We start from the raw sequence: 24,804 nt of genomic DNA, 5'->3' as shown, positions 1-24,804 counted from the left end.
CGTCACCCTTCCATTGTGCCCCACCCATACCCCATGTTCCGTTTTCCACGCAATCGAACCGTGGTACAACGAACGATATGGACATGTGTAAGCAACAACGCGAGCTGAAACGGCATTGGCGCGCGGCTGCGATCGAACGACGAAAGCGGACGTCCGCCGACCAGCGTCGCGAAGCGGGACGGCTGCTTGCCGAACACGCATTGGAAGCGTCGTTGATTCGACCGCGATCGACCGTCGCGGCCTTCGCCTCGATGGGCAGTGAAATATCGATGATGCCGTTGCTCGAAGCGATGTTCGACACGGATTGCCGTGTTTTGGTGCCGCGTCTGGGTGCTGGCATGGAAGTCGGCTGGAGTGAGCTGAACGGTCTTGACGATCTGCGCGACCAGCGCAATGCTGATGGTTCCATCAACACACATCGCCCGCAGGAGCCGGAAAACGCAGCGGAAGGACCGGAAGTTCTCACTTCGGCCGAGCTGATCATTGTGCCAGCGTTCGCTGTGGACGAACATGGTTTCCGATTGGGGCGCGGCGGCGGTTGGTACGACCGCGCTTTGGAGCATCGTAGCAGCACCGCGCGCGTGGTCGCCGTTTGCTGGCCTTGGGAGCCGACCGACGAGACCGTGCCGCATGAGCCGCATGATATTCCCGTCGACGGCGTGCTCACGCCGGATGGTTATGCCGATGTCCGAGGATAGGACGGTTGCGGGGCCGTCTCAGGGAACGTACTAGGATATGTCCCGTTAAGAAATTTGGGATTGTGCGTAAAGCGAGGATATCGTGCCTACTTACCATTACCGTTGCAAGAACTGCAACTACGACTTCACCGAGCAGCAGTCATTCACCGACGATCCGATTACCGTATGCCCGGAATGCGGCGAGGAGCAGGTCCGCAAGGTTTATTCCGCGGTGCCGATCGAGTTCAAGGGGTCCGGCTTCTACCGCACCGACAAATCCAAGTGACCCACAGGCGCGGAATCCAACGCGACACGCCGGAGATTGTGGATAACTCCCATTCTCCGACCACAACCCCGGATTCCGCTTGCCGTGGTCATAACAATCAGGTCATCATGCATGCATGATGACCTTTTTTCATTCCTTGATGGACCGCCGGCCACATTCGAGTTTGCGCACATCGACGGCTTCGGAAGGACGGACCGCGCGCACGACGCGTCTGCAACGAGACCGTCATGGTTCGACTGCCGCATCGTTGGAAGCCAGACGAAGCAACGCACGCCTGCATCGGTTCCTCGCCGCATTGTGCGCTGGCCTGACGGTATTCGCCACGCTGCAATGCGTACGCGCAGCCATCGCCACGCAGCCTATTGTGGTCGCGGTGCGGAATGTCGCCAAAGGCACGGCCATCACACGCGAAGACGTGGAGTTACGTGAGGCGCCGAGCGATGGCTCGCTGAGCAACGCCTTCCATACGCTTGACGACGCCGTCGGCTTGATCGCACAGGTGGGCATCGGCGCGCACGATGTGCTTATGTCGGGCATGGCCCGTGCGTCCCCCGTTGTGCCGCAGGGCCATACGAGTATCGAAGTGCGTTTGGCAAGTGTGGCCGGCGGTTTGATTCCCGGAGACAAGGTGACACTTTCCAGCGCCACCATGACAGATGCTGAGATGCAGTCCGGCACACCGAATGTCGCGGATATGCCGAACGGTACGGAAACGCCGTCCGGCATGGCTAATGATATGCCGGACGGTGGTGTGGATGCGCAGTTACACACGATCTGCGCCGAAGCGCTGCTGACCGGCAAACCGGCTAAGGATGCGCAAGGCAATACCATCGCGGTGTTCGCCATGCCGCCCAATGAGGCGGCCGTCGTGTTGCGGGTTCAGGAATACAGTGCGGTCATCGCCACCATCAATTAATGGCTGATAATCCTAATCGATAGCTGGCACCCGGCTGGACGTATCAGCGGCCGCGTTCGGAGAAGACCGCCCAATGTGGCGGAAGCTCGTTTAGGATGCGCTTGTCGTCATCCGCCTCGCGTTGGCGCTTGGTGAGCACGTCCGAAGGTTCGAGTTTGACGCCATCGGCATCGAACAGTTCCGTACCTTGGCGGACCACGCGCTTATGCTTGCGTGCGGTCCGCCGCGTGGCGGAATAACTGGGTGTGGAGTGCGTCTCGGACTGGGTCTGCGAATCGTCATGCTCCATGACGTTTTCGATATGCTCGGCGCTCACCGTTCCTCCCGGTACAGGCTTCCCAGTCGTGCCACGATGCGGTCGACTTCCTTATCGGGGTTCACGAACGCGCCGACGCTCCATACCGTCATCACCGACCAGCCAAGCGATTCGATGTCCTGCAGCAGCACGCGATGGCGTTCCCTGGTGGATTGCAGTCCCATGAACTGCGCGTCATCGGTGAGCACGGCCAAAGCGAACGGCTCGCCTTTCAGACCAACCACCAACGGCAGTTTGAGTCCGTCATCGAAACCGTAATCGACGGCCACGTCCAAGCCGCGTTCGCGGATCCTCTCGGCGAGATCGTTGAAGAGCACGTTCTCTCCGGACTCCTTGATCGCCGGGCGGACCATGCTGTCATCAAGCTGTTCGGCCCAACGCAGCACGGTTTTGAGCGCCTTCGGACCATCCTGATGCAGTCGCTCGTCGTCCATATCGTCGGATGCGAAGGACGAGACGATGTCGAGATGACGGTCCGGTACCGCCAAAGCGTCCAGCAGCATGCCTCGGCCGCCGTCGGATTCCAGCGCGCCGAACTGCTGCAGCAGCCTGCCGTGCGAGGTCTTGGCGTAGCACATCGCAAGAATCGCGTCGGTGGCGTGGGCGCCGGCCACATCGACGATGTCCACGATGCGCACGTGGCGCAGGAACATGCCCATGGCCTTGTCTTTGTTGGCAAGCGACTTGAGCTCGGCACCCAGACGGATGCGGAACGTGTGCGTGAGCGCTACCACGGTAAGCACATACGATGCGGGAACGATGGTGAAACCGGCCGCGCGCTTGCGGATGATGCTCACCACTTCGTCGATCTCCTGCTGGCTTGATTCGACCAGGCCGGAATTGATGACCGGCACACCGTTGGCGTCCGGCACGAAATGGTACGCGACTTCGCCTTGGTATCCTTCACGCGCCACATCGCACGGCACGGAGCCGTATCCTTCCGATTCGAGGAAGGCGTTGAGCTTCGGCGCACGGCGAACCGGCCTGTCGGTTATCTTCACGCTTGGCAGCAGTGCGATCAGTCGCTGCAGGCCATCGGATGTGACGGTCTTGCGGTGCGCGATCACCACGACCTGCTTCGCGCGGGCGATGATGCTGAGCAGCTCGATGGACGGAATATGCGCGGCCGTATCGATGATGACGGTATCGGCAAGCGGCGCCGGGTCGGTGATGGCAGCGAGCGTGGCTGGCGTTGCCACCAGAATAGGCTTTGCCGCGGCCAAAATCTGCGGATGCTCCCTGCGCAGCCTGTTCAACGGCACGTTTCGGGAACCGGCAAGCGTGGTATGCAGCAGATTGGCTTCCTGCGTGCGGGAGAAAAGCATGTCGCACAGACGGCGTACGGACTCTTGGGCGACCATCGGTCCGATGGAACGCACGTGTTCGACATCCACCTGGGTGAATCGGTCGGCGGCGCTTTGCATGGCGGAGCCATCCTGGTTGGAAATGATGGCGGAGGACTTCACGATGTCTTCGAAAGCCGTGGTCCACCACGCCAGCTGCAGTTCTCCGGCCACGGCGTCGTTCGGCACGCCGCGGTTGCTCAGGTCCGCCACAAGCTCATCCAGACCGGCCGAATGGAACTCACGTTCCAGACGGGCGCGTTCCGGCAGCGTATCCAACGCCTGCTTGTCGTCATACAGGGCCTTCAGACGCTCTTCCACCTGGTTGAGGTCGACGGTGTCCAGATTGCCGCCCTGCGGTGTGGTGGCGAGCGCCACGTTCAACGCGGTCATATCGTTCGTCAGCTGGTCCTGCGTGTTGATGATGTCGTCGAGTTTGGCGGGCAGCACCGGCCATCCGCCGTGAGGAACGAACATGTGCCACTGTTCGGCCTGCTTGGCCACCACGAGCAGCGCCTCATGCAGGTTCTCCACCTGCGCGCCGACGCGCAGCATCGACTTGGCCTCCTTGATATGGCGGCGACGTTCCCAGAATCCCATGGAGCTGCCTTCGGCCTTGCGCTGGGCCTTGGGCTTGGTGGCCTCGATCATGGAATCGATGTCGCGTTCGAAGATTTCCGGCTGGAAGACGTCGAGCACGCGGCGCAGGTTCTTGAGCACCATGACCTGGCGTCCCCACTCCTGCGCGGTGGTGGGAATCGGGAAGCCGCAGGTCTGCACGGTGCTGGACACCTGTTTGCGGGTGGCGGGCAGCACCTTGCGCAGCAGCTCGACCACACGCTGGTATGCGCTGATCGCTTCCTCTTCGGAATACAGGGAGGCTTTGTACCAGGCGGTGTCCTGCGCGCCGATGGTGTATTCGCCGAGTTCTCCCGCGCGATACAGCTTCTGGGCCCATTCCTCCATCTTGTCCGCGATGGAATGGGCGGACTGCTTGGTCAGACGCACATGCGTGGTCGGATGCGTGGGCAGGACGGCGATTTGTGCGAGGTTCTGGATGGTCTGGTATGCGGACACGCCCCATTCCTGGCTGACGCCATGCAGGTCGCCCAGATAGCGGGCCAGGCGGGAGCGTACGCCCACCAGTTCGTCGGAGATCTGGTCGAAACGCGAAGTCGCGACGCCGGATTGGAAACCGACTGCGGCTATCAGCTGACGGTCGATTGCCGCATTGGCGCCGTCATCGGCGATGTCCAGCAATTGGCCGCTCATCTCGTTGGCCGCGATCGTCTGCATGAAACGGCGCTTTTGGTCGGTGACGCACGGCACGTACAGCACGCTGTGTCCGCCCATCACGCAACGGGAGGCGATTGCCGCGGCCTGTTCGGCCGTGTTGCCGCTGATCGCGCTGTCCACGAAAATCGAATGCCCGGATGCGGCCAGCTGCGCCGCGTATCGGACGGTGTTGTCAACGTCGCCAATCTCGTATTCGCCATGGGGATCGGCGTCGAACGGACTGTATTCGGGAATCTGCGCGTCTTTCAGCGCGTCCGCGGCTTCCTTGTTCCCGGCGAGCGCGTCCAGAACGGTGTTGCCTGTCGGGCCTTGGGACAGCTGGTTGATGATCTGGCGACTTTCCACCAGCATCTGCGAGGACGGGTCCATGAAGCAGCCGAGGATGATGTGACGTTCGATTTCGAAATCGGGGAAAACGCTGGACGCGCGCGCTGTGATGGCCGCGAACACCGCGGACGTTTCGGGGGTGCCGCTTTCGTAATTCGAACCATCGAAGAGCTTGGTCTCGTCCAATGTCACGTTGTTTTCACGCATCACGGCGGCGAAGGCCGCGTTCAGACGCACTCGTCCGGTGAACGCGATGACGGTGCCGTTCTCGATGTTGCGGCCTTCCTTGCGCACTTCGACCGGATACATGAGCACCGGCATCTGGTTGCCTTTCCAAATGGCCACGCCGACCACCAAGGAGAGTTCGCCGACGCCGCTGACACGGCTTTTCGCGTCACGGTCGTCGAGCACGCGTTCCACACGCCTGCCCGCGGCGCGCAGCATGCCGTTGTCTCGGAACAACGAGTCCAAGGTGACGTGTCCTTTGGCGAACAGCTGCGCGATGCCCGATGGGTGCGCATGCGTCAGGTCAAGCTGGGCGCTCAGTTGCGTCACATCCTCAAGCGGGGATGGTGCCAGACCAAGGCGATACTCCTCACGCCATCCGCGGATACGGTCCAACGCGGTGGCCGTCTCTTCGTTTTCGCTCATATACCGACTCACTTCCCTACTGCCTTGCGGTATTCCTCATATCCCGGATTGTGTGCCAAAGCCGCATCGATGTCTTGGTTGCCCAATGCGCCCAACCACGCGTACAGGTCATCGTATAGGGATGGGTTCATGGCGAGGAACGGCAACAGTTCCGGATGACGCGCCATCTGGAACTGCACTGTGAAATCATCCGTGCGTTTGGCGTCATCGGAGGTCAGGCCGTCGACCTCGATGGTCTGCTCCTGCTTGGCGAGGCCGCCTTTGGACACACGGTCGAATACCGATCCCGGTTCGAAGATCGGCTTGAATGCGGCGGTTTCGTCCGGCGCGGGCTGCGATTGGCTGTTTTGCGGGCGGAACCGCTCGTCGTCGTCTTCCGCGGTCACCGTTCCCGGCTGTTCCGTCTGCGGCTGCGTAGCGTGCATCGGCTTCGACTGCTGTTCGGCGGGCTGCTGTTCGGCCGTTTCCGATGTGGGCTGTTCCGCCATCTGCGATTGTTCGGCGGACTGCGTCTGTTCCTGGGCGGACGCGTCAGCCGCATTGTCAGCCTTGTCAACGTTGCCTGTGTTATCGCCAGTGTCGTTCCTGTCGGGCAGAGCGACGGCGATTGGCGTGCTGGGGCGCGCGCTGAACAGCTTGTCCACCGGAATCAGGTTGTTCTTGTTACCGTCATGGGATGCTTCCAAGGGCTGAGCGGCTGTCTCGGTTGAGACGGCAGCCACCTCGGCATCGGTCGCAGCCGCATCAGCGGAATCGGCCGCATCGGCCTCGATCTCAGCTTCAGCCTCGGCCTGCGCTGCGGCGTCGGCGAACAGGTCGCGGGGCTTGTCCGCGGCCACGACGGTTTCCTGAACCAAGGAGACCGAGGGGAATGCATCTTCGAGTTCCGGCTTGTCGGCATGCTCCGGCGTGAAGGTCTGACGTTCCGCCTGGTGCAGAGCATCGGCACGGTCGGTGACATTGCGCGCGTGGAAGAACGTCGTCGGCTCGCCGGCACGCAGATTGAGGATGTCGTCCACGGACATGTCGGCTGCATCCGGTTCCTGCGGAGCCTCGTCGGAGACCGCGTATTCGAACAGGTTCGAAACCGGCTGGCTTGTATCATCCGAGACACCGGAGGTGGCGTCGTCATCCTCGTCATCGTGTTCGAATGCGGATTCGAGCGTAAGACGCACGTCGCCGAACTGCAGGGTCATCGAGTCGATGGGCAGCTTGATGTCCTCGCCTGCGGGCAGGCGCATCAGTTGGCCGTTGTTCGTCACCACGAACGAGCCGTTGGTGGAATGCAGATCTCGTACGGAGCAATTGCCCTGCTTGTCGACGGAGAGGACCGCATGTCTTTTCGACATGGACTTGCCCGGATCCATGATGTCGAGACGAGCGAACCCGTCATCCGACAGCGGGCGCAACGGTTTGCGCCCGATTTCCACGCTTTCGCCGTCATGAAGCGTTTTCACGTTGTTTCCGTCAACTTTGACGGTCCACTGCCGCGTCATTCGTCGATCCTCGCTCACCGTTGTCGGCCTTCCTTTCGCACTACACTATCTGCCATTGTGTCATGATTCATCGCGAAAGTAAGGATTCCGAACCGATAAATTGACAACTTTCGCCTAATTCCCCCATTTTAGAACATGCCTGAGTCATGCTCCATATGCGGAAAACCCCGCTGCCTTACGGCAAACGGGGTTTCCATTACAGCTTGGTGATTGCGGCTTGAAGCCGCGCGAATCACTTGAGCTCGACGGTGGCGCCGGCTTCTTCGAGCTGGGACTTGGCCTTCTCGGCGTCTTCCTTCTTGGCCTTCTCCAGGACAGCCTTCGGAGCGCCGTCGACGAGAGCCTTGGCCTCAGCCAGGCCCAGGTTGGTGATAGCGCGGACGGCCTTGATGACCTGGATCTTCTTGTCGCCAACGGCGGAGAGGATGACGTCGAACTCGTCCTTCTCTTCCTCAGCAGCAGCGCCAGCAGCCGGAGCGGCGGCAACAGCGGCGACCGGGGCAGCAGCCTCGACGTCGAACTTCTCTTCGAAGGCCTTGACGAACTCGGAGAGCTCAACCAGAGTCATCTCACCGAAAGCTTCGAGCAGCTCATCGTTGGTGTACTTAGCCATAATGGCTTCCTTTCATTCTTGGCGACGGACTGAATTGAAGAGGTGGCCGTCACCTAAAACAATTGTTTTTCTTTTTTGTGGTTGCTTCATTCATGCGGCGAGCCGCAGCGAAATCAGGCAGCCTTTTCCTGCTTCTCGCGCAGCGCATCGATCGTACGCACGGCCTTGGTCGGCAGAGCGTTGAACAGGTACGCGGCCTTGGACATCGTAGCCTTGATGTCGCCGGCGAACTCGGCGAGCAGCTGCGGGCGAGACTTGAGGTCTGCCAGCTTCTTGGCGCCTTCAGCATCGTAGACGGTGCCATCAGCGAAGCCGCCCTTGATGATCAGTGCCTTGTTGGTCTTGGCGAAGTCACGCAGGGTCTTCGCAGCTTCGATGAAGTCACCCTTCACGAAGGTCACAGCGGTCGGGCCGGCGAGAAGTTCATCAAGACCTTCGATGCCAGCTTCCTTGGCTGCAATGCGAACGAGCGTGTTCTTTGCCACAGTGTAGGAAGTATCGCGGCCTAGCTTTTCGCGCAGTTCAGAGATCTGCGGAACGGTAAGCCCGCGGTACTCGGTCAGGTAGATAGCGTCGGCGTTACGGAACTTGTCCGTAAGCTGAGCGACCACCGCTTCCTTTTCGGGCCTCTTCATGGCGTTCCTTCCTTAGTCAACCGTTGACTGTGAGATTCGGAACACCTCGCAGGGCAATAAAAAAAGCCCTGCACGCAGGCAGAGCAACATTCGACCGCTAAGCGGAAAGCCCTTGGTGGGCGTATGTTCTTCAACCTGCGCTGGCTTGGCGAACCAAACTTCGTGAGCGCTTGCACGCTCCAACCAACGGTCTGTGGTTTACAAGTGGGTAATTTACTGACCCGTTTGGACTAATCCAGACCGGCGTGTCGCGCCGCCGCAAAAGCAACCCCTTACCAATCGCACGAAATTTCCATGACTTACATAGGTGCTACGTTTGCTTTGTTCAGGGACGCATGTCCCAGGCGAGTCGCGATTCTCGCCGGCGCACGCCACCATATGGCACGCGCCTACCAACCCAAGAAAGATGAGAAAAGAGAAAATGGAGAAATTCTTCCATCTCAAGGAGAACGGCACCACCGTCTCCACGGAGATCATGGCCGGCCTGACCACGTTCTTCGCCATGTCCTACATCATCATCGTCAACCCGCAGATCCTGTCTTCGACCGGTATGCCGTGGGGCGGCGTGTTCCTCGCCACCATCATCGCGGCCATCATCGGCACGCTCGTGATGGGCCTGTTCGCCAACGTTCCGTATGCGCAGGCCGCCGGCATGGGCCTCAACGCGTTCTTCACCTACACCGTGTGCTTCGGCCTCGGCTTCAAGTGGCAGGAAACCCTGTGCATGGTGTTCCTGTGCGGTTTGATCAACATCATCATCACCGTCACCAAGATTCGTAAGATGATCATCCAGGCCATTCCGGAAGTGCTGCAGAACGCCATCGGCGGCGGCATCGGCCTGTTCGTGGCCTACGTCGGCTTCCTCAACGTCGGTTTCTTCACCTTCACCACCAAGTCCGCGGCCAAGAGCGGCGACACCGTGCAGGCCACCCCGGGCCTTGCCGTCATGAACAATCCGACCATCTGGCTGTTCATCATCGGCCTGGTGCTGGCCATCGTGCTCACCGTGCTCAAGGTACGCGGCGGCATGCTGATCGCCATCGCCGTCACCGCGGTCGTCGGCATTCCGATGGGCCAGACCACCATGGCCAACTCCGTGTCCATCGCCGACACCTTCGCCCAGCTGCCGCAGACCTTCGGCGTGATCTTCACCAAGGATGGCTTCCCGGCGCTGTTCTCCGACGTGTCGAAGCTGCCGATCATCCTGCTGACCATCTTCGCGTTCTCCATGTCCGACACCTTCGACACCATCGGCACCTTCATCGGCACCGGCCGTCGTACCGGCATCTTCTCCGCCGAGGACGAGAAGGCTCTTGAGAACGGTTCCGGCTTCTCCTCCAAGATGGACAAGGCCCTGTTCGCCGACTCCATCGCCACCTCCATCGGAGCCATCTGCGGCACCTCGAACACCACCACCTACGTGGAGTCCTCCGCGGGTATCGCCGCCGGCGGCCGCACCGGCCTGACCTCCGTGGTCGTGGCGATCTGCTTCGCGCTGTCCGCCTTCCTCTCCCCGGTCATCTCCGCCGTGCCGTCCGCCGCGACCGCAGGCGTGCTGGTCGTGGTCGGCTGCATGATGGCTTCCTCCTTGAAGGAAATCGAGTGGGGCGACATCTCCGAAGCCATTCCGGCGTTCTTCGCGTCCGTGTTCATGGCGTTCAGCTACTCCATCTCCTACGGCATCGCCGGCGGCTTCATCACCTACTGCATCGTCAAGACCTGCAAGAAGCAGGCCAAGGACGTGCATCCGGTGATCTGGGTCGTGGCCGTGCTGTTCATTCTGGACTTCATCATCACCGCAGTGCTGTAACAGTCCTTTTCATACGGAAAATGGGCGGTTCCTTCAGTGGAATCGCCCTTTTTTTATCGACTTTCGTATCGGTTTGACGCAGATCCGCATTAGATGGCTTGGGAGAACGCGTCGACGAGCGCGGCCATCCAGTCCGTCAGGGAATCGTACTGCTCCGGCATCTGCTCGGTCAGCTCCACGATCGGAATATTGGACGATTTGGCGGCGGTGACGATCTTGCCGGTCAACTCGGTCTCCTCCTGAATGTTGACCACCAGCAGGCCGACCTTGCCGGCCTCCAGCATGTCGGTGAACTGTTTGATGTCGGTCGGCGTTGGCTCGCTTTCGTTGGCCGTGGCACGCATGTAGCCGGTCGGCGTCGCGTCTTTGAGGCCCAGGTCCCCGGCCAAATATTCGGCGACCGATTCCGTGGCGGCATAGGCTTCGCCATCCGCCTTGCGTTTGGTCTCCGTGATTTTTCGGGCGACCTCGTCTTCCTTGGAACGCCATTGCTGGTTCAGCTTGTCGAAATCGGCCTTGCCGTCGGGCCTTGTGCCCTCGTATGCCCTGGTGATGGCCTGTGCGACCGCTTTGCGCACCGCCGCCGAGAACCAGACGTGCGGGTTGCCGCCATCCTTGACGCCACCGATCTCCGCCGCGTTGATGACTTGCGATTTGGCGGATTGCGCGGCTTTGACGGCCCATGAGTCGTACCCGGCGCCGTTGACGATGACGATTCGTGCCTTCTGCAGTTTGGCGATGTCGGACGTGGTCGGCTCATAGTCGTGCGCGTCCACGTTGGTGGAGTTGATGATGCTGGTCACCTGCACGCCGCTTCCGCCGAGCTGCTCGGCGAGGGTGCCCCATTGGTTGATGGAGGAGACGACGGAAATCGCGCCATGCGCGGAACCGGCACCGTTCTGCGACGTTCCGCAGGCAGACGCGGAAGTGAGAAGGCCGACGGAAGCGAGTACGGCAATCGCAATTCTTGCATAACGGTTCACGATGGTTCCTCCATTTTCATACGCTTCATGCTTCGGTGAATCCATCATAACCGTAACTGAGAATGATTCTCAACAGCGCGTGTCGCTTCCACAAGAAAAACAACAAACCGACGCCGAGAGCAATCTCAACGTCGGTTTGCGGGGAAAAGGAGCTGCCGATCAGCCAAAACGTACAATTACAGAGTTTCGCACAGCGAAGCGCTATTAACTGGCCAGCTGAAGCTGACTCGCACCAACCCACCGGGTTGGCACTACGTTTTGGCGAATCGGCCTTATCGATCAGCCAAAACGTCCGGAGACGTAACGTTCGGCTTCTTCGTTCTGCGGGTTGTTGAACATCGTGGTGGTGTCGGTGAAGTACTCGAGGTGACCCGGCTGGCCGACGGCCTTCAGGTTGAAGAAGGCGGTGTAGTCGGCGATACGGGCGGCCTGCTGCATGTTGTGCGTCACGATCACGATGGTGTACTCGTTCTTCAGCTCGTTGATCAGATCCTCCACGGCCAGGGTGGAGATCGGGTCGAGGGCGGAGCACGGTTCGTCCATGAGCAGCACCTGCGGGTGCACGGCCACGGCGCGTGCGATGCACAGACGCTGCTGCTGGCCGCCGGACAGGCCGATGCCCGGATTGTCCAGACGATCCTTGACCTCGTTCCACAGGTTGGCGCCACGCAGGGCCCACTCGACCAGATCATCCGCGTCGGACTTGGAGATCTTGCGGTTGTTGAGCTTCACACCGGCCAGCACGTTCTCGCGAATGGACATGGTCGGGAACGGGTTCGGACGCTGGAACACCATGCCGACGTCACGACGGACGGCGACCGGATCCACATCCTTGTCGTACAGGTTCTTGCCTTCCAGCAGCACCTCGCCTTCGCAGTGGGCGCCCGGAATGATCTCGTGCATGCGATCGAGGGTGCGCAGCACGGTGGACTTGCCACAGCCGGAAGGTCCGATGAACGCGGTGACCTTGTTGGCTTCGATGTTGATGTTCACGTCTTCCACGGCCAGGAAGTCGCCGTAGAAGATGTTCAGATGGTTGACATCAATACGTTGTCCCATTTGTTTTCCTTATTGTTCTTATGTTTTCGACTATTCGACCGCGCTCAGCGTTCCGACTTGACGGCGAAGATCTTCGCCACGAGACGGCCGATGAGGTTGAGGATCAGCACGATGAGAATCAGCACAAGGGCTGCGGCCCAGGCGCGTTCCATCGGGATGGTGGTGACGCAGGCCGCGGAAGCGTTGGCCGGGCAGTTCGCGTTGAGCTTGGAATACTCCTGGTAGACGTACACCGGAAGCGTGGTCATCTGGCCGGAGAAGAGGTTGACGTTCGTGGAGGCGATGTAGCCTGCGGTCATCAGCAACGGAGCGGTTTCACCGATCACGCGGGCGACGGCGAGAATCGCACCCGAAACGATGCCCGGCAGGGCGGTGCGCAGCACGATCTTCGTGATCGTGCGCTGCTTCGTGACGCCCAGGGCGTACGAGGCCTCGCGCAAATCGTGCGGCACGATCTTGAGCATTTCCTCGGACGACTTGACCACGGTCGGCAGCATCAGCAGGGAAAGTGCGACGGAGCCTTCGAAACCGTTGATGGTGCCGGGGCCGATCAGAATCGTGAACATCGAGAAGGCGAACAGGCCTGCGACGATGGACGGGATGCCGCTCATCACGTCGACCAGCAGGGTGATGACCTGTGCCAGCTTGCCACGGTTGGAATATTCCACCAGGTACACGGCGCACATCAGGCCGATCGGGATGGAGATGAGCATGGCGCCGAAGGTGATTTCCAGCGTGCCGATGATGGCGTGCAGGATGCCGCCGTAGCCGCCGGACGGGGTCGAGTTGCCGCCGACCACGCCGGTCATGTTGTAGCTCAGGAAGTTGAGGTTCAGCCTCTTGACGCCGTTGATGATGGTGGTGAGCAGCACCGAGAACAGCGGGATCAACGCCACGATGAACGCGCACGAGATGAGCGCCTTCATGGCGAAGTCCTTGCGCTTGCGCGCTGAGGTGAAGGAACGGGTCGGCTTGAACTTGTCGAAGTCGATGACGGGAGCGCCGTCCATCGGCGAAGCGTCGTTATTTGCGGCGGTCATCACGCACTCGCTTTCTCGGTGAGCTTACGAGCGATGAAGTTCACCACGAAGGTAATCAGGAACAGGACCAGGCCGGTGCCGATCAGCACGGAAACACCCAGATCGTTGGCTTCCGGATACTGCGCGGCGATGTTCGCGGCGATGGTCTGGTTCTGCGAGGCCTGCAGCAGCTTGACGGAGTAGTTGAGGCCCGGGGACAGGATCATGAGCACGGCCATCGTCTCGCCGAGCGCACGACCGAGGCCGAGCATGGAGGCGGACACGACGCCGGACTTGCCGAACGGCAGGACCGCGAGCTTGACCATTTCCCACTTCGTGGCGCCGAGGGCCAGAGCCGCCTCTTCCTGAAGGCGAGGGGTCTGCAGGAAGATGTCGCGGGACATGGAGGTGATGATCGGCAGGATCATGACGGCCAGCACCACGGACACGGTGGCCACGGTACGGGAGGGATTGGCGGCGGGACCGGCGAAAATCGGAATCCAGCCAAGGTATTTGGCCACCCAATTCCAGAACGGGTAGATGGCGGGCACCAGCACCAGACCGCCCCACAGACCGTAGATAACGGACGGGATGGCGGCGAGCAGATCGACCACATAGCTCAGGGCGGTGGCGAGCTTCTTCGGCGCGTAATGCGAGATGAACAGTGCGATGCCGACCGACACGAAGAAGGAAATCAGCAGTGCCAGGGCGGAAATCAGCACGGTACCGAACAGCAGCGGTCCGACGTAGCCCCAGAAGCTGGAAGCCTTGCCGCCGGTGAAGTTGCTGATGGTCGCGCTGTTGGCCTTCTGGTCACCGCCGATCAACGGCCACGCGCGGAACAGCAGGAACAGCGCGACCGCGGCGAGCACGACGAGGATCAGGATGCCGCAGGCGTAGGCCACGCCCTTGAACACCTTATCCGCGTTCTTGCCGCTCACCGGCTGCTGTGCCGTTTTGCTTTGCGAACTCACGGGTTCTCCTTTTGGTTTGCTTGCGATTGCTTTCGATTTTTCTGGTTTTGCGTATCGTCCGTAGGTATCGTTTCAGGCCGCAGCCGTTTTTTTACGCGGCTGCGGCCTGAAACCTACGGTCAGTCACCGATCACCGAAAGCGATCGCCCCACTGTGATGGGCTCACTTGGTTTTGATGGCGTCGATGGACTTGACGACCTTCTGACGCAGGGTGTTGGACATCGGAGCGGAGCCGGCTGCGGAAGCGGCGGTCTGCTGGCCTTCGTCGCTGGTCACGTAGGTGAGCCAGGACTTGACGAACTTGGCGGTGTTGGCGTCCTTGTATGCCGGGCAGGCGACGTCGTAGGAGACCAGCACGATCGGGTAGGCGCCCTTCTCGGTGGTGTTGTGGTCGAGCTTGACGACCACGCGGTTGTCACCCTTGGCGGAATCGTCGAGCGGGGAGGCGTCCACGACCTTGGCGGCGGCTTCAGCGGAGAACGGGACGTAATCGTCGCCGACCTTCACGGCCACGGTGCCCAGATCGCCGGCCTGGGAGGCATCGGCGTAACCGATGGTGCCGTCAGCCTGCTGCACGGTGGAGATCACGCCGGAAGTGCCCTTGGCGCCCTGGCCGACCTCGTTCGGCCAGTTCTCGCCGAGGTCGTAGCTCCATGCGTCGCCAGCGGCGTCCTTGACGTAGCTCAGGAAGTTCTTGGTGGTGCCGGACTTGTCGGAACGGTGCACCACGGTGATGTCGAGGTCAGGCAGATCGACCTTCGGGTTCTGCTTCTTGATGGCGTCATCGTTCCACTTGGTGATCTTGCCGTCGAAGATCTTGGCGATGGTCTCGGCATCCATGTTCAGGGTCTTGCCCTTGCCGGACACGCCCTGCAGGTTGAAGACGACGGCGATCGGGGAAATGTAGACCGGGATGTCGAAGGCGGTGCCGGAAGCGCACACGCTCTTGGACTGCTCGACCTCGTTATCGGCGAGGGAGGCGTCGGAGCCGGCCCATGCGGTTGCACCGGTCAGGAAGGTGGACACGCCAGCGCCGGAACCGGACGGGTTGTAAGCGACCTTGGCGTCCGGGTTGGTGCCCTGGAAGCCGGCGATCCAAGCTTCGACGGCGGCCTGCTGGGAAGAAGCGCCAGCGCCGGAGAAGTTGCCGGAAACGGTTTCGGTCTTGGTATCGGACTTGGCCGAAGAATCGGTGGAAGCGGTGATGTTGTCACCGCAAGCCGCGACGGAAGCCAGCATCACAATGCCGGACACAGCGGCGATGGAGCGTACGAGAATGGAGTTACGCATTATTCTTTTCCCTCTGTCAACATTCAGATGGCGTATGTTTCTGATTTTTCGATTTTCTGTTGTCGCCATCGTTCTTCATGACAATCTCCAGCCTATTGGGCGTTTCACTCGCCCCAAACCAAAAACGGTGAACGGAAGATGAACAGTCTACGACACCTTCGCCGTTCGACGTTCCTTCCGTTCACCGTTCTTTGCAAGCACGATGCGAATGCGCGCTATACCAAGCCTTTCATCATCATTCGCTTGGCGTATCGATCTTGTATCCGAGGCCGCGCACGGTGGTCAGATACTTGGGATGGCCCGGGTCCTCCTCGATTTTGGCGCGCACGCGCTTGACATGCACGTCCAGCGTCTTGGTGTCGCCGACATAGTCGGAGCCCCAGATGCGGTCGATCAGCTGGTGGCGGGTCATCACGCGGCCCTTGTTCTGCATGAGGTATTCCAGCAGTTCGAATTCCTTCAGCGGGAAGAACACGTTCTCGCCGCGGACCGTCACCTCATGCTGGCCGATTCTCATGGAAATGTCACCGCATACGAGCGGAATATCGTCGTCGGCGGCTTCTCCGGATTCGGCGACCATCTGGTTGCGGCGCAGCACCGCGCGGATGCGTGCCAGCAGCTCACGGAAGGAATACGGTTTGGTGATGTAGTCGTCCGCACCGATTTCAAGGCCGACGACCTTGTCGATTTCCGCGCTTTTCGCGGTCAGCATGATGATCGGCACACGGCTTTGCTCGCGGATCCGACGGCACAGCGCGGTGCCGTCAAGACCGGGCAGCATCAGATCGAGCAGCACCAGATCGATACCACCCTTGGTGAACAGTTCCAATCCTTCTTCACCGGTGGCCGCGGCGGACACGTCGTACCCTTCACGGGTGAGCTGGTAGACCAGCGGCTCACGGTACGACTCTTCGTCCTCGACGATCAGAATTCGCGTCATCAGTGGTTCTCCTCATTCTCTGTTGTGGTGGAGTGGCCGGACTGTTTCTTTTCACGGGTGTTATCATTCGCCGAATCCGCCGGATGGTCGGGTTCCGCAGCGCCCGAAGCCTGCGGCATCGTGATGGTGAAGGTGGATCCCTCCCCCTCACGCGACCATACGGAGATGGTGCCGCCGCAATCCTCGACGCAATGCTTGGTGATGGCCAATCCCAGGCCGGTGCCGCCGGTTTCACGGGAGCGCGCCGGATCGACGCGGTAGAATCGCTCGAAAATTCTGCTGAGCGACGCCGCGGGGATGCCGATGCCCTGGTCCACGACGCGAATCGCCACCTTGCCGGATTCGATGCCGATGCCGACGGCCACCGTGGTATGTTCCGGCGAATAGTTGATGGCGTTCTCCACCAGGTTCTTCACCGCAGTTTTGATGGTCTCATGGTCAGCGACCACGAACACGTCCAGGTTCTGTTCGGCTTCCTTGGCCAGTTCCTCGGCGTTCGCATGCACCAGCACCTGCCGGCCGTTCACGGACAGGACCAGGCTGATGTGCTTCGATTCGGCCTTGACCTGGTTTTCGGCGAGCGCCTCGCGTGCCACGGGCAGCACGGACAGCCGTTCCGCGTTGAGCATCGCTGCCGCGCTTTGCGCTTTCTGCAGGTCGATCAGACGGTGGACCAGTTCCGTCAATCGTTCGGATTCCTTGGAGATTCGGCCGGAGAAGTATTTCACCGCGTCCGGATCGTCGGCCGCGTCGCCGATCGTTTCGGCGAGCAGAGAAATCGCGCCTGCCGGGGTTTTCAGTTCGTGCGAGACGTTGGTGACGAAATCGCGCCGCATGATTTCGAAACGGCGTTGCTCGCTCATGTCGGAAATGAAAATCGCAAATAGGTTGTCGGCGATCTGTCCGACGCGCACGTGCAGGTAGAGCGTGTCTTCGGGCAGCGGCTTGCCGGCTTCGACGCCTTTGCCGTTCGTGTTCACCACGCCCGTTCGCGTGCGGCCGTGCAGGGGGATGGTCAGTTCGCGTTCGCGCACCACGCTGTCTGTGGAGACCAGTTTCACGATGTCGCGGATTTCCGCGAGCGCCATCGCCTGGTCGTGGATGATGCCGAAGCGCCGCGCGGCCGGGGATGCGTATTGGACCGTGGCCAGCGAGTCTACGACCACCAAAGCTTCGGGCATGACGGCCACCAGCTGGCGTTCCGTGGACTGCACGGGAACGCGGGGGCCGAACAGGGACGTGTTCTTCGCAGCTCCGAACAGGCTCGGATCATTGGGGTCGACGCTGTCCTGCACATCCTGGAAGCCTCGTCTGCGGCCAAGCAGGAACGCCACGACGAACACGACCACGGCCACGACCACCAATGCCGCAACCACCGACGGCGTTGCCAGCATCTGCTCCAACGTCATGCGTTCACCTTCCGATAATCCTCAGTTCTTCCTTAAGACTAGCGGTTTCGGAGAGGCTTTCGCGTATGCGATTCTCTCACGCCACCGGAAGTTTTCCTGCCGTTCATCTTCCGAAACGCAGCATATCGGAATATGAGACGTCCCGTTTGCCGATATGACGATGCATGATGACGGGTCATGCGGCAAACGGGATGTGGAAACGGCTTTTCGCAACGTTAGGCGTTTCGCAACGCCACATGAACGCTACATGCGTTTGGCGATGTTCACCGTCAGTTTCGCGGCGGTGTCCGCGTATTCGGAAATGTCGAACGTTTTGAAATCCTCGTAGTCGGTGTCCGCGTTGTCGCTCAACGCGCGAATCACCAATGCGGGAACGTCGTTGCGGGCGGCGACATGCGCGACGGCGGCGCCTTCCATTTCCACCGCGTCCGCGCCGGTCTCACGGATCACCTGCTCGACCTTCTGCGGATCATCGACGAAATAGTTGCCGGTGGCGATGATGCCGACGATATGGTGAATGTTCAAGTCGTTCAGCGCCTGGTCGGCCAGTTCGAGCAGACGGTCGTCGCTATGGTATTCCTCGATGGGCCGGTCGGCGGTGCCGGGCTTGAACTGTCCCACCAATCGCATGTCGGTGTCGAGATAGCGCAGGGTGCCGCCGAGCACCACGTCGTTGATGTGCAGATTCGTGTTGAGATTGCCCGCGATGCCGGAGAAGATCACGGCGTCCGGCTGGTCAGCGTCGATCAGATGCTGCGTGGTGGCGGCGATGTTGACGGTGCCCATGCCGCCGACGGTCGCGGCAACGTTGACGGCGGTGCCCTTGTTGGTTTCGAGGGTGCCGCGCGTCACCTTGACGCCGGCTTCCTCGGTGACGGTGACGTTGCTCAGTGCCGTTGCGATATTGGCGACTTCCTCATCCATGGCGCCAATGATGGCGATTGCGGTCATTGCACCCTCCCTGTCTTACGTGCTGTCTTGAGTGTTGTTTTACGCGATTGCGATTCGCGTTTCCCGAATTTTCTGCAATCGCGCGGATAGTGAATCGAATCGGTCACTTCCAGCGGCGCACGGCCACCGCATGGGCAAGCTCGCGTAGCAGCTGTTCCGTGGTGTTCCAGCTCAGACATTTGTCGGTGATGGACTTGCCGTAGACGAGCTGGCCGAGCGGCGCGGCCTTCTGGTTGCCGCCTTCGATGAAGCTTTCCATCATGATGCCGGTGATGCCCTGCTCGCCTTTGGCGATACGGCCCGCGATGTCACGCACCACCTGCGCCTGACGATGCTCGTCCTTGCCGGAGTTGCCATGCGAGCAGTCGACGATCAGCCCATGTGCCGCAGCGGAATCGGCCGGCATTTCGGCGCGGATGGTGTCCATGGCCTTGGCCACCGAAGCGGCATCGTAATTCGGGCCGTGCGAGGAACCACGCAACACCACATGACAGTCGGGATTGCCAAGCGTTTTGACCACGGCGGCGCGGCCAAGATGGTCGATGCCGAAGAACGTGTGCTGTTGTGCGGAAGCGAAGCAGGAATCGGCCGGAGCCTTGATGGAACCGTCCGTGGCGTTCTTGAAGCCGATCGGCATGGACAGGCCGGACGCCAACTGCCGGTGCACCTGGCTTTCCGTATTGCGCGCGCCGATCGCACCCCAGCTAATCGCGTCGGAAATATACTGCGGACTGGTCGGCTCCAAAAACTCCGTGGCCGCCGCCAAACCCTCGTCAAGCACGCCAAGCAGCGTGCGGCGGGCCAACAGCAAGCCCTTCCTGATATTGCAGCTGCCGTCGATATCCGGATCGTTGATCAGACCCTTCCAACCGACCGTGGTGCGCGGCTTCTCGAAATACACGCGCATGACGATCAGCAGCTCGCCATCCAACTCGCCTTTCAACGCGGACAGGCGACGCGCGTAATCGAGCGCGGCCTTCGGATCGTGAACGGAACACGGACCGACAACCACCAGCAGGCGATCGTCCTGACCGTACAGGCAGGCACGAATCTCATCACGCGAATAGGCGACGATCTCCTGCGCCTGCTCGCTCAACGGCAGGTCGCCCAACACCTGCGCCGGCGTGGGCAACACTTCGAATTCCAGCACGCGGCGGTTCACGATGCGGCTGATGCCCACCTGGTCCTCCCAGCGCGGCACGTCGGTCTCCACCAGCGGATTCTTGCCCTCATCCATGGCCTGCCTAATGGCACGTAAATCCTCAGGCGTATTCAGCTGCTGCTGCATGATCTCGCTCTCCTTGTCGCTTCCTTTCCCAAGGATAGCAACGATGGCGCAGAAACATCAGCCAAGCTTGCGACGCGCGTCGACCGCGTCGGCAAGCGTGTGCAGCAGCTGCTCGGTACGATCCCACGGCACGCATGCGTCGGTGATCGACTTGCCGTATTCCAGCTGGTCGAGCGGCGCGGGCTTCTGATTGCCCGCCTTGAGGAAGCTTTCCATCATGATGCCGAGAATGCCCTGTTCGCCGGCCGCGACGCGTGCGGCGATTTCTTCGACCACTTCGGCCTCGCGCACCTCGTTCTTACCGCAGTTGCCGTGCGCGGCATCGATGATCAGACCATGCTCGCTTGGTCCGGAAGCCTTGGAAGCCTTGAGATCCGCCAACGCTTGGGCCACGGAAGCGGCATCGTAGTTCGGACCATGCGAGGAACCACGCAGCACCAGATGGCAGTCGGGATTGCCCTTGGTCTCCGCGGAAATCACACGACCATCCAGATTGATGGAGAGGAAATGATGCTCGAAAGCGGCCGCGAAACACGAATCGGCCGCCGGCTTGATGGAACCATCCGTAGCGTTCTTGAAACCGATCGGCATGGACATGCCGGACGCCAGCTCGCGGTGCACCTGGCTTTCCGTATTACGCGCGCCGATAGCGCCCCAGCTGATCAGATCGCAAATATACTGCGGGGTAATCGGATCAAGCCATTCCGTAGCGGCGGGCAAGCCGAGCCCCAGCACGTCGGTAAGCACCTTGCGAGCCATGAACATGCCCTTGCGAATATTGAACTGGCCGTCAAGATCAGGATCGTTGATCAGACCCTTCCAACCGATCGTGGTGCGCGGCTTCTCGAAATACACGCGCATGACGATGACCAGACGATCATCAAGCTCCTTCTTGACGGCGGCAAGCCTCTCCGCATACTCGTGCGCAGCCTTCGGATCATGAATCGAACACGGGCCGACGATGGCCAGCAGACGATCGTCACGGCCATGCAGCACGTCACGAATCTCCTGACGGGACTTCAACACCAGATCGCTCATCTCGTTCGTGAGCGGAAGTTCCTTCAGAAAATATCGGGGAGCGGGAATCGGGTCAAGCTGACGAATATTGACATCCACGGTCTCCGGAAACACGGCGCGCTCATCCAACAGCTGTGCATCCTTCGAACTATCCGGACCGCGAAGACCTGCCATCGCTTCTGTTCCTCCCCTGCATCATTATGCTTGCGTAGCGCGATAGCGCCACCGTCGTTACCTTAACGGATGGGGACGGAATATGGGGATGGGCGACTGCATGGTGGAATGGGTGGGGGTGACGTGGGAAAGACAAAAGAAAAACCCGGGCTGGTTGACCCGGGCTAAATCTAAATGAAAACGCCTGTCGGCGTTTTCTCCTCGCTACGAGAGCCCACTGGGCTCTCGCTTAACGCTCGGCGCGTGTTGGCTACGCGCGCTTCGCGCGCTACATAGCCAACGCGCCTTCGGCCCTGCAATTACGGACCACGCTCCGCGTGGACTCAATACTACCTTCGCCGTGCCTTCGGCCTGACGGCCTCAGCCGCGCCTACAAACAGTCCACAGGACTGTTTGCTTAACGGCGCGTCGGCTCAGGGAGCGCTGGCCTTAGGCCAGCGCTCCCATCGGATCCCACGCGGGGAGCATGGTGGCGGGTTCTTCTAGGGCCTTGAGGTATTCAGCGGGAAGGAGGACCTTGGGGACGGCGACCTCGTAGACGTATTCGGTGAACCAGTCGTCGCTCATGGTGAAGTAGCCCTTGTCGGCAATCTTGTCTCCCCACGAGTTCTCCACACGCCAACGGCGGGTGGTGTGGCCATCCTCATCCACATCCACACCGACGAACGCCATCGCGTGATTCATCGCGGAATCGCCGAAACGGACACGCTGTTCCTTGTCCAGATCGAAATCGACGCCATACACGCGGCCATACTCGAACAGGTCGGTGGCCCACGCGCCGTTCTCACGGTCCATCATCGGATGGCAATCAGCGCCGAACCATACCGGAATGCCCTGTTCCTGAAGAATCTGACGCACGCAGTCCTTCATGAACTGGTTCGGCACGTTGAGGTACTCGGTCGGGTCTCCCCCGGCCACGTTGCCCAGATGCTCGATGCCGATCTTCTTGCCCTTGACGTGCTCCTGACGCGGATCGTCCACCAGGCAGACATAGCTTTCCAAATCGGCGGAACCCACATATTTCTTCCAGAACTCGACAGGCGTGATCTCGCCATCGCGGTGGAACTCGCCGTCCTTGTCGGTCCACTCCCAATCGAAGCTCTTCGGCGGCTCGCCCAAGTGAATCGTCAGAATACGGTGACCGGCGGCGACCGCATCGGCGATGATCGCATCGATCGCGGACGGATCAGCGTACATATGCGCAACCGCGGTGTGCAGCATGCGGCGCAGCTGCACGTTCATCTCACCGGTGTTCCTGGAGGATTCAGTCTCCGGGAACAGGTCCTTCGGCACCGCGCCATACTTCTTGTACACGTTCATGGCCATGGTCCACTGGCCGCCGTCGCCCATCACGTCGGACAGCAGATGCTGCATCAGACGCGAATCGGCAGGCTCGCCGGCACGCACCAGCTTGGCCACGTCCTTCAGGAAGTAGTTGACGCGTTCGAGCTTGTCGTAGTACATGGCGTAGTTCTGGGAGAACTCGAACTCCTTGAGACCCATGTTCTGCTTGGCCACGAAACGGGCCACGTTCAGCGAGCTGAACAGCCAGCAACGGCCGGAACGGTCCTGATGGGTGACGGTGCCGTTGTCCACGACGGTGGAGAAACGACGCTGCATCAGACGGGCGCGATCGTAGTTGCGCGCCACCTTGTCGATGCCGGCCGTCGTGACGGCGTTCATGGCCATGCGATTGTGCTCGCTTGCTTCGAAATCGTCGACGAGCTTGTTCAGTTCATCACCGCTCAATGGCGTGATGTCGGTCATTATCCATTCCCTTTCTATGGTTTCAGTTGTTCTGCGAAGCGTCTGCGGATTCGGCGTCGCCTTCCGGCTCGGTCTCGGCTGCGGAATCGTTCTCGACGGCATCCTGCGTGTCGGCGTCTGCCGGTGCGGCGGTCTCATCGTCGTGCTGCGCGTCGTCATCAGATTGCGCGTCGGAAGGCTCGCCTTCATCGACGGCGTTGACCACGGACAGGTCGTTCATGCCGAAACCGGAGAACGCGTTGGAGAACATGGCACGCAGTTCGCTGACGCGCTGCGTGATCTGGGCCTCACGGCTCTGCAGGTCGGCGATGCGCTGCTGCACGCCGTCCAGTTCCTTCTTCGCGGCCTCACGACGCTCGTTGATCTGCTCGTCGGCGTCTTCGGTGGCCTGCTTGAGGATGCTTGCCGCGTTCGCGTCCGCCTCGTCACGCTTGCTGGAAGCGTACGCCTCAGCCTCGTCACGGGTCTTCTGCGCGGAGGAAATCAACTCGCTGGCCTGCTTGTTGGCGGCCTCGCGACGCTCGTTCAGGTCGGTGAGCAGCTCATTGACCTTCTTCGTGGCCTCCTCCTGCTGGGCGGAGATGTCGGCGCGGATCTGCTCCACTTCGGCGTTGACCTGGCTGATGGTCTTGGTGCGGTGCACCTCCGCCTCGTCGGTGATCTCCTGGGCCTTCGCCTTGGCGGTGTCGGTGATTTCGGCGGCACGGCGCTGCGCGTCGGTCATCATCTTGGACACCTGCTCGCGCACGTCCGCCAGCTTCTTGTTGGCTTCGGCAAGCGCGGATTCGATCTGGTCGTTGGTCTCGCTCTTCAGGCGGGAGATCTCCTCATTGGCGTTCTTGCGCTGTTCGGCGATCTTGCTGGTCGCCTCGGTGCGCATGTCGGAAATCTCACGTTCCTGCGTGGCGCGTTCGGCGGCAAGACGCTTGCCGTGTTCCTCACGGGAGTTGGTCAGTTCCAGATCGACGGTCTGACGCTGCGCCACCACGGCCTTCTGGGCCTCGCTGCGCATCTGGTCGACCTCATGCTGGGCATTGGCCCTCATGGCTTCGGATTCGTCCTTGGCGTCACCGAGCACCTTGGCCGCCTTGGCGTTGGCGTCGTCCATGATGCGCTTGGCGTCGATTTTGGCGTTGTTCAGCAGTGTTTCAGCCTGCAGCTGCACCGTGGCGCGGGCCGCGGAAGCGTCCTTCTTGGCTCGTTCAAGCAGCTCGGCGCTGGTCTGTTCCGCGCTGGCGAGCATCTGCTGGGCGTTGGCGCCCAGTGACGCGAAGGACTTCGGAGCGGCCTTCTTGTTCTTTTCCTCCTGCAGCTGCGCCTGCAGCTCAAGGATGGTCTGGTCGTCGGCCTTGACCTGCTCACGCAGACGGTTCACCGTCTCCTGAGCCGAAGCGAACGCCTCGTCGACTCGATCCTTGTCGTACCCCCTCAACACGATTGGGAACTGCTCAACCATGCCCTTTTCCTTTCACGAATTCCCTACACTTCGCGCATCTGCCAGCGCGCACTCGTTCAGTACTCTATCTCAGTCAGCAGGCGGCACGCAGAACGAAATGCATTATTCTCA

At 60.7% G+C, this 24,804-nt stretch carries 21 protein-coding genes; 4 read left to right on the top strand and 17 right to left on the bottom strand.

Features of this window, described 5'->3' with window-relative positions:
- Window positions 1-77: 77 nt before the first annotated feature.
- The 3 genes from OGI63_RS03380 (at window position 78) to OGI63_RS03370 (ending at window position 1,879) form a co-directional block, all read left to right on the top strand.
- Window positions 78-698: a 5-formyltetrahydrofolate cyclo-ligase gene (locus tag OGI63_RS03380; RefSeq protein ID WP_011742799.1), complete on the top strand. Its 621-nt coding sequence runs from the start codon at window positions 78-80 to the stop codon at window positions 696-698.
- 82 nt (window positions 699-780) lie between these two features.
- A complete protein-coding gene (locus OGI63_RS03375; protein ID WP_003807880.1) occupies window positions 781-963 on the top strand; it encodes an FmdB family zinc ribbon protein in 183 nt (60 codons plus the stop codon).
- 163 nt (window positions 964-1,126) lie between these two features.
- Window positions 1,127-1,879: an SAF domain-containing protein gene (locus OGI63_RS03370; RefSeq protein WP_229027833.1), complete on the top strand. Its 753-nt coding sequence runs from the start codon at window positions 1,127-1,129 to the stop codon at window positions 1,877-1,879.
- 43 nt (window positions 1,880-1,922) lie between these two features.
- Here OGI63_RS03370 and OGI63_RS03365 read toward each other — a convergent pair whose 3' ends face one another.
- The 5 genes from OGI63_RS03365 to rplJ all read right to left on the bottom strand — a co-directional run bounded on the left by OGI63_RS03365 (window position 1,923) and on the right by rplJ (window position 8,556).
- Window positions 1,923-2,168, bottom strand: a complete 246-nt coding sequence (locus OGI63_RS03365; RefSeq protein ID WP_033499404.1) for a hypothetical protein — start codon at window positions 2,166-2,168, stop codon at window positions 1,923-1,925.
- A 23-nt stretch (window positions 2,169-2,191) separates the two neighbouring features.
- A complete protein-coding gene (locus OGI63_RS03360; protein WP_041777237.1) occupies window positions 2,192-5,812 on the bottom strand; it encodes a helicase in 3,621 nt (1,206 codons plus the stop codon).
- An 8-nt stretch (window positions 5,813-5,820) separates the two neighbouring features.
- Window positions 5,821-7,308: an FHA domain-containing protein gene (locus OGI63_RS03355; protein WP_050731440.1), complete on the bottom strand. Its 1,488-nt coding sequence runs from the start codon at window positions 7,306-7,308 to the stop codon at window positions 5,821-5,823.
- Between the two features lie 232 nt (window positions 7,309-7,540).
- Entirely contained in the window at window positions 7,541-7,921 is a 381-nt protein-coding gene (gene rplL, locus OGI63_RS03350; protein WP_003807866.1) for a 50S ribosomal protein L7/L12, read from the bottom strand.
- 113 nt (window positions 7,922-8,034) lie between these two features.
- Window positions 8,035-8,556: a 50S ribosomal protein L10 gene (gene rplJ / locus OGI63_RS03345; RefSeq protein ID WP_003807864.1), complete on the bottom strand. Its 522-nt coding sequence runs from the start codon at window positions 8,554-8,556 to the stop codon at window positions 8,035-8,037.
- A gap of 421 nt (window positions 8,557-8,977) precedes the next feature.
- On the opposite strand from rplJ, the gene OGI63_RS03340 reads away from it, so the two are divergent.
- Entirely contained in the window at window positions 8,978-10,366 is a 1,389-nt protein-coding gene (locus OGI63_RS03340; protein WP_033499317.1) for an NCS2 family permease, read from the top strand.
- An 89-nt stretch (window positions 10,367-10,455) separates the two neighbouring features.
- On the opposite strand, the gene OGI63_RS03335 is transcribed toward OGI63_RS03340, so the two are convergent.
- From OGI63_RS03335 to OGI63_RS03280, 12 genes are all read right to left on the bottom strand, one after another.
- A complete protein-coding gene (locus tag OGI63_RS03335; protein ID WP_011742794.1) occupies window positions 10,456-11,397 on the bottom strand; it encodes a metal ABC transporter solute-binding protein, Zn/Mn family in 942 nt (313 codons plus the stop codon).
- Window positions 11,398-11,628: 231 nt separating this feature from the next.
- Window positions 11,629-12,408, bottom strand: coding sequence for a phosphate ABC transporter ATP-binding protein PstB (gene pstB, locus OGI63_RS03330; protein WP_003807858.1), 780 nt, complete (start codon window positions 12,406-12,408; stop codon window positions 11,629-11,631).
- Window positions 12,409-12,452: 44 nt separating this feature from the next.
- Window positions 12,453-13,448, bottom strand: coding sequence for a phosphate ABC transporter permease PstA (gene pstA, locus OGI63_RS03325; protein ID WP_041777236.1), 996 nt, complete (start codon window positions 13,446-13,448; stop codon window positions 12,453-12,455).
- Entirely contained in the window at window positions 13,448-14,401 is a 954-nt protein-coding gene (gene pstC, locus OGI63_RS03320; protein ID WP_011742792.1) for a phosphate ABC transporter permease subunit PstC, read from the bottom strand. The genes pstA and pstC overlap by 1 nt, the downstream gene beginning before the upstream one ends.
- 162 nt (window positions 14,402-14,563) lie before the next feature.
- On the bottom strand, window positions 14,564-15,691 hold the full coding sequence (locus tag OGI63_RS03315) for a phosphate ABC transporter substrate-binding protein PstS (protein ID WP_041777235.1): 1,128 nt from the start codon (window positions 15,689-15,691) through the stop codon (window positions 14,564-14,566).
- A 235-nt stretch (window positions 15,692-15,926) separates the two neighbouring features.
- Window positions 15,927-16,631, bottom strand: a complete 705-nt coding sequence (locus OGI63_RS03310; RefSeq protein WP_003807850.1) for a response regulator transcription factor — start codon at window positions 16,629-16,631, stop codon at window positions 15,927-15,929.
- Window positions 16,631-18,040 carry a sensor histidine kinase gene (locus OGI63_RS03305; RefSeq protein WP_011742789.1) on the bottom strand — a complete coding sequence of 470 codons (1,410 nt, stop codon included), beginning with the start codon at window positions 18,038-18,040 and terminating at the stop codon, window positions 16,631-16,633. Before OGI63_RS03305 ends, OGI63_RS03310 begins: the two co-directional genes overlap by 1 nt.
- Before the next feature lie 243 nt (window positions 18,041-18,283).
- The gene (mtnN, locus tag OGI63_RS03300; protein WP_003807845.1) at window positions 18,284-18,991 is read right to left on the bottom strand and encodes a 5'-methylthioadenosine/S-adenosylhomocysteine nucleosidase; all 708 of its coding nucleotides are present in this window, start codon (window positions 18,989-18,991) and stop codon (window positions 18,284-18,286) included.
- Between the two features lie 103 nt (window positions 18,992-19,094).
- Complete coding sequence (locus OGI63_RS03295) at window positions 19,095-20,279, bottom strand: 3-deoxy-7-phosphoheptulonate synthase (protein WP_011742788.1); 1,185 nt, start codon at window positions 20,277-20,279, stop codon at window positions 19,095-19,097.
- Between the two features lie 57 nt (window positions 20,280-20,336).
- Complete coding sequence (locus OGI63_RS03290) at window positions 20,337-21,470, bottom strand: 3-deoxy-7-phosphoheptulonate synthase (protein ID WP_003807841.1); 1,134 nt, start codon at window positions 21,468-21,470, stop codon at window positions 20,337-20,339.
- A gap of 429 nt (window positions 21,471-21,899) precedes the next feature.
- The gene (locus OGI63_RS03285) at window positions 21,900-23,237 is read right to left on the bottom strand and encodes a C1 family peptidase (protein WP_011742787.1); all 1,338 of its coding nucleotides are present in this window, start codon (window positions 23,235-23,237) and stop codon (window positions 21,900-21,902) included.
- Between the two features lie 22 nt (window positions 23,238-23,259).
- Complete coding sequence (locus tag OGI63_RS03280) at window positions 23,260-24,693, bottom strand: DivIVA domain-containing protein (RefSeq protein ID WP_011742786.1); 1,434 nt, start codon at window positions 24,691-24,693, stop codon at window positions 23,260-23,262.
- Window positions 24,694-24,804: the final 111 nt, after the last annotated feature.

Source organism: Bifidobacterium sp. KRGSERBCFTRI (assembly GCF_025908335.1).
The sequence above is the reverse complement of the archived record's forward strand: the minus strand, read 5'-3'. Positions and strand labels throughout refer to the sequence as shown.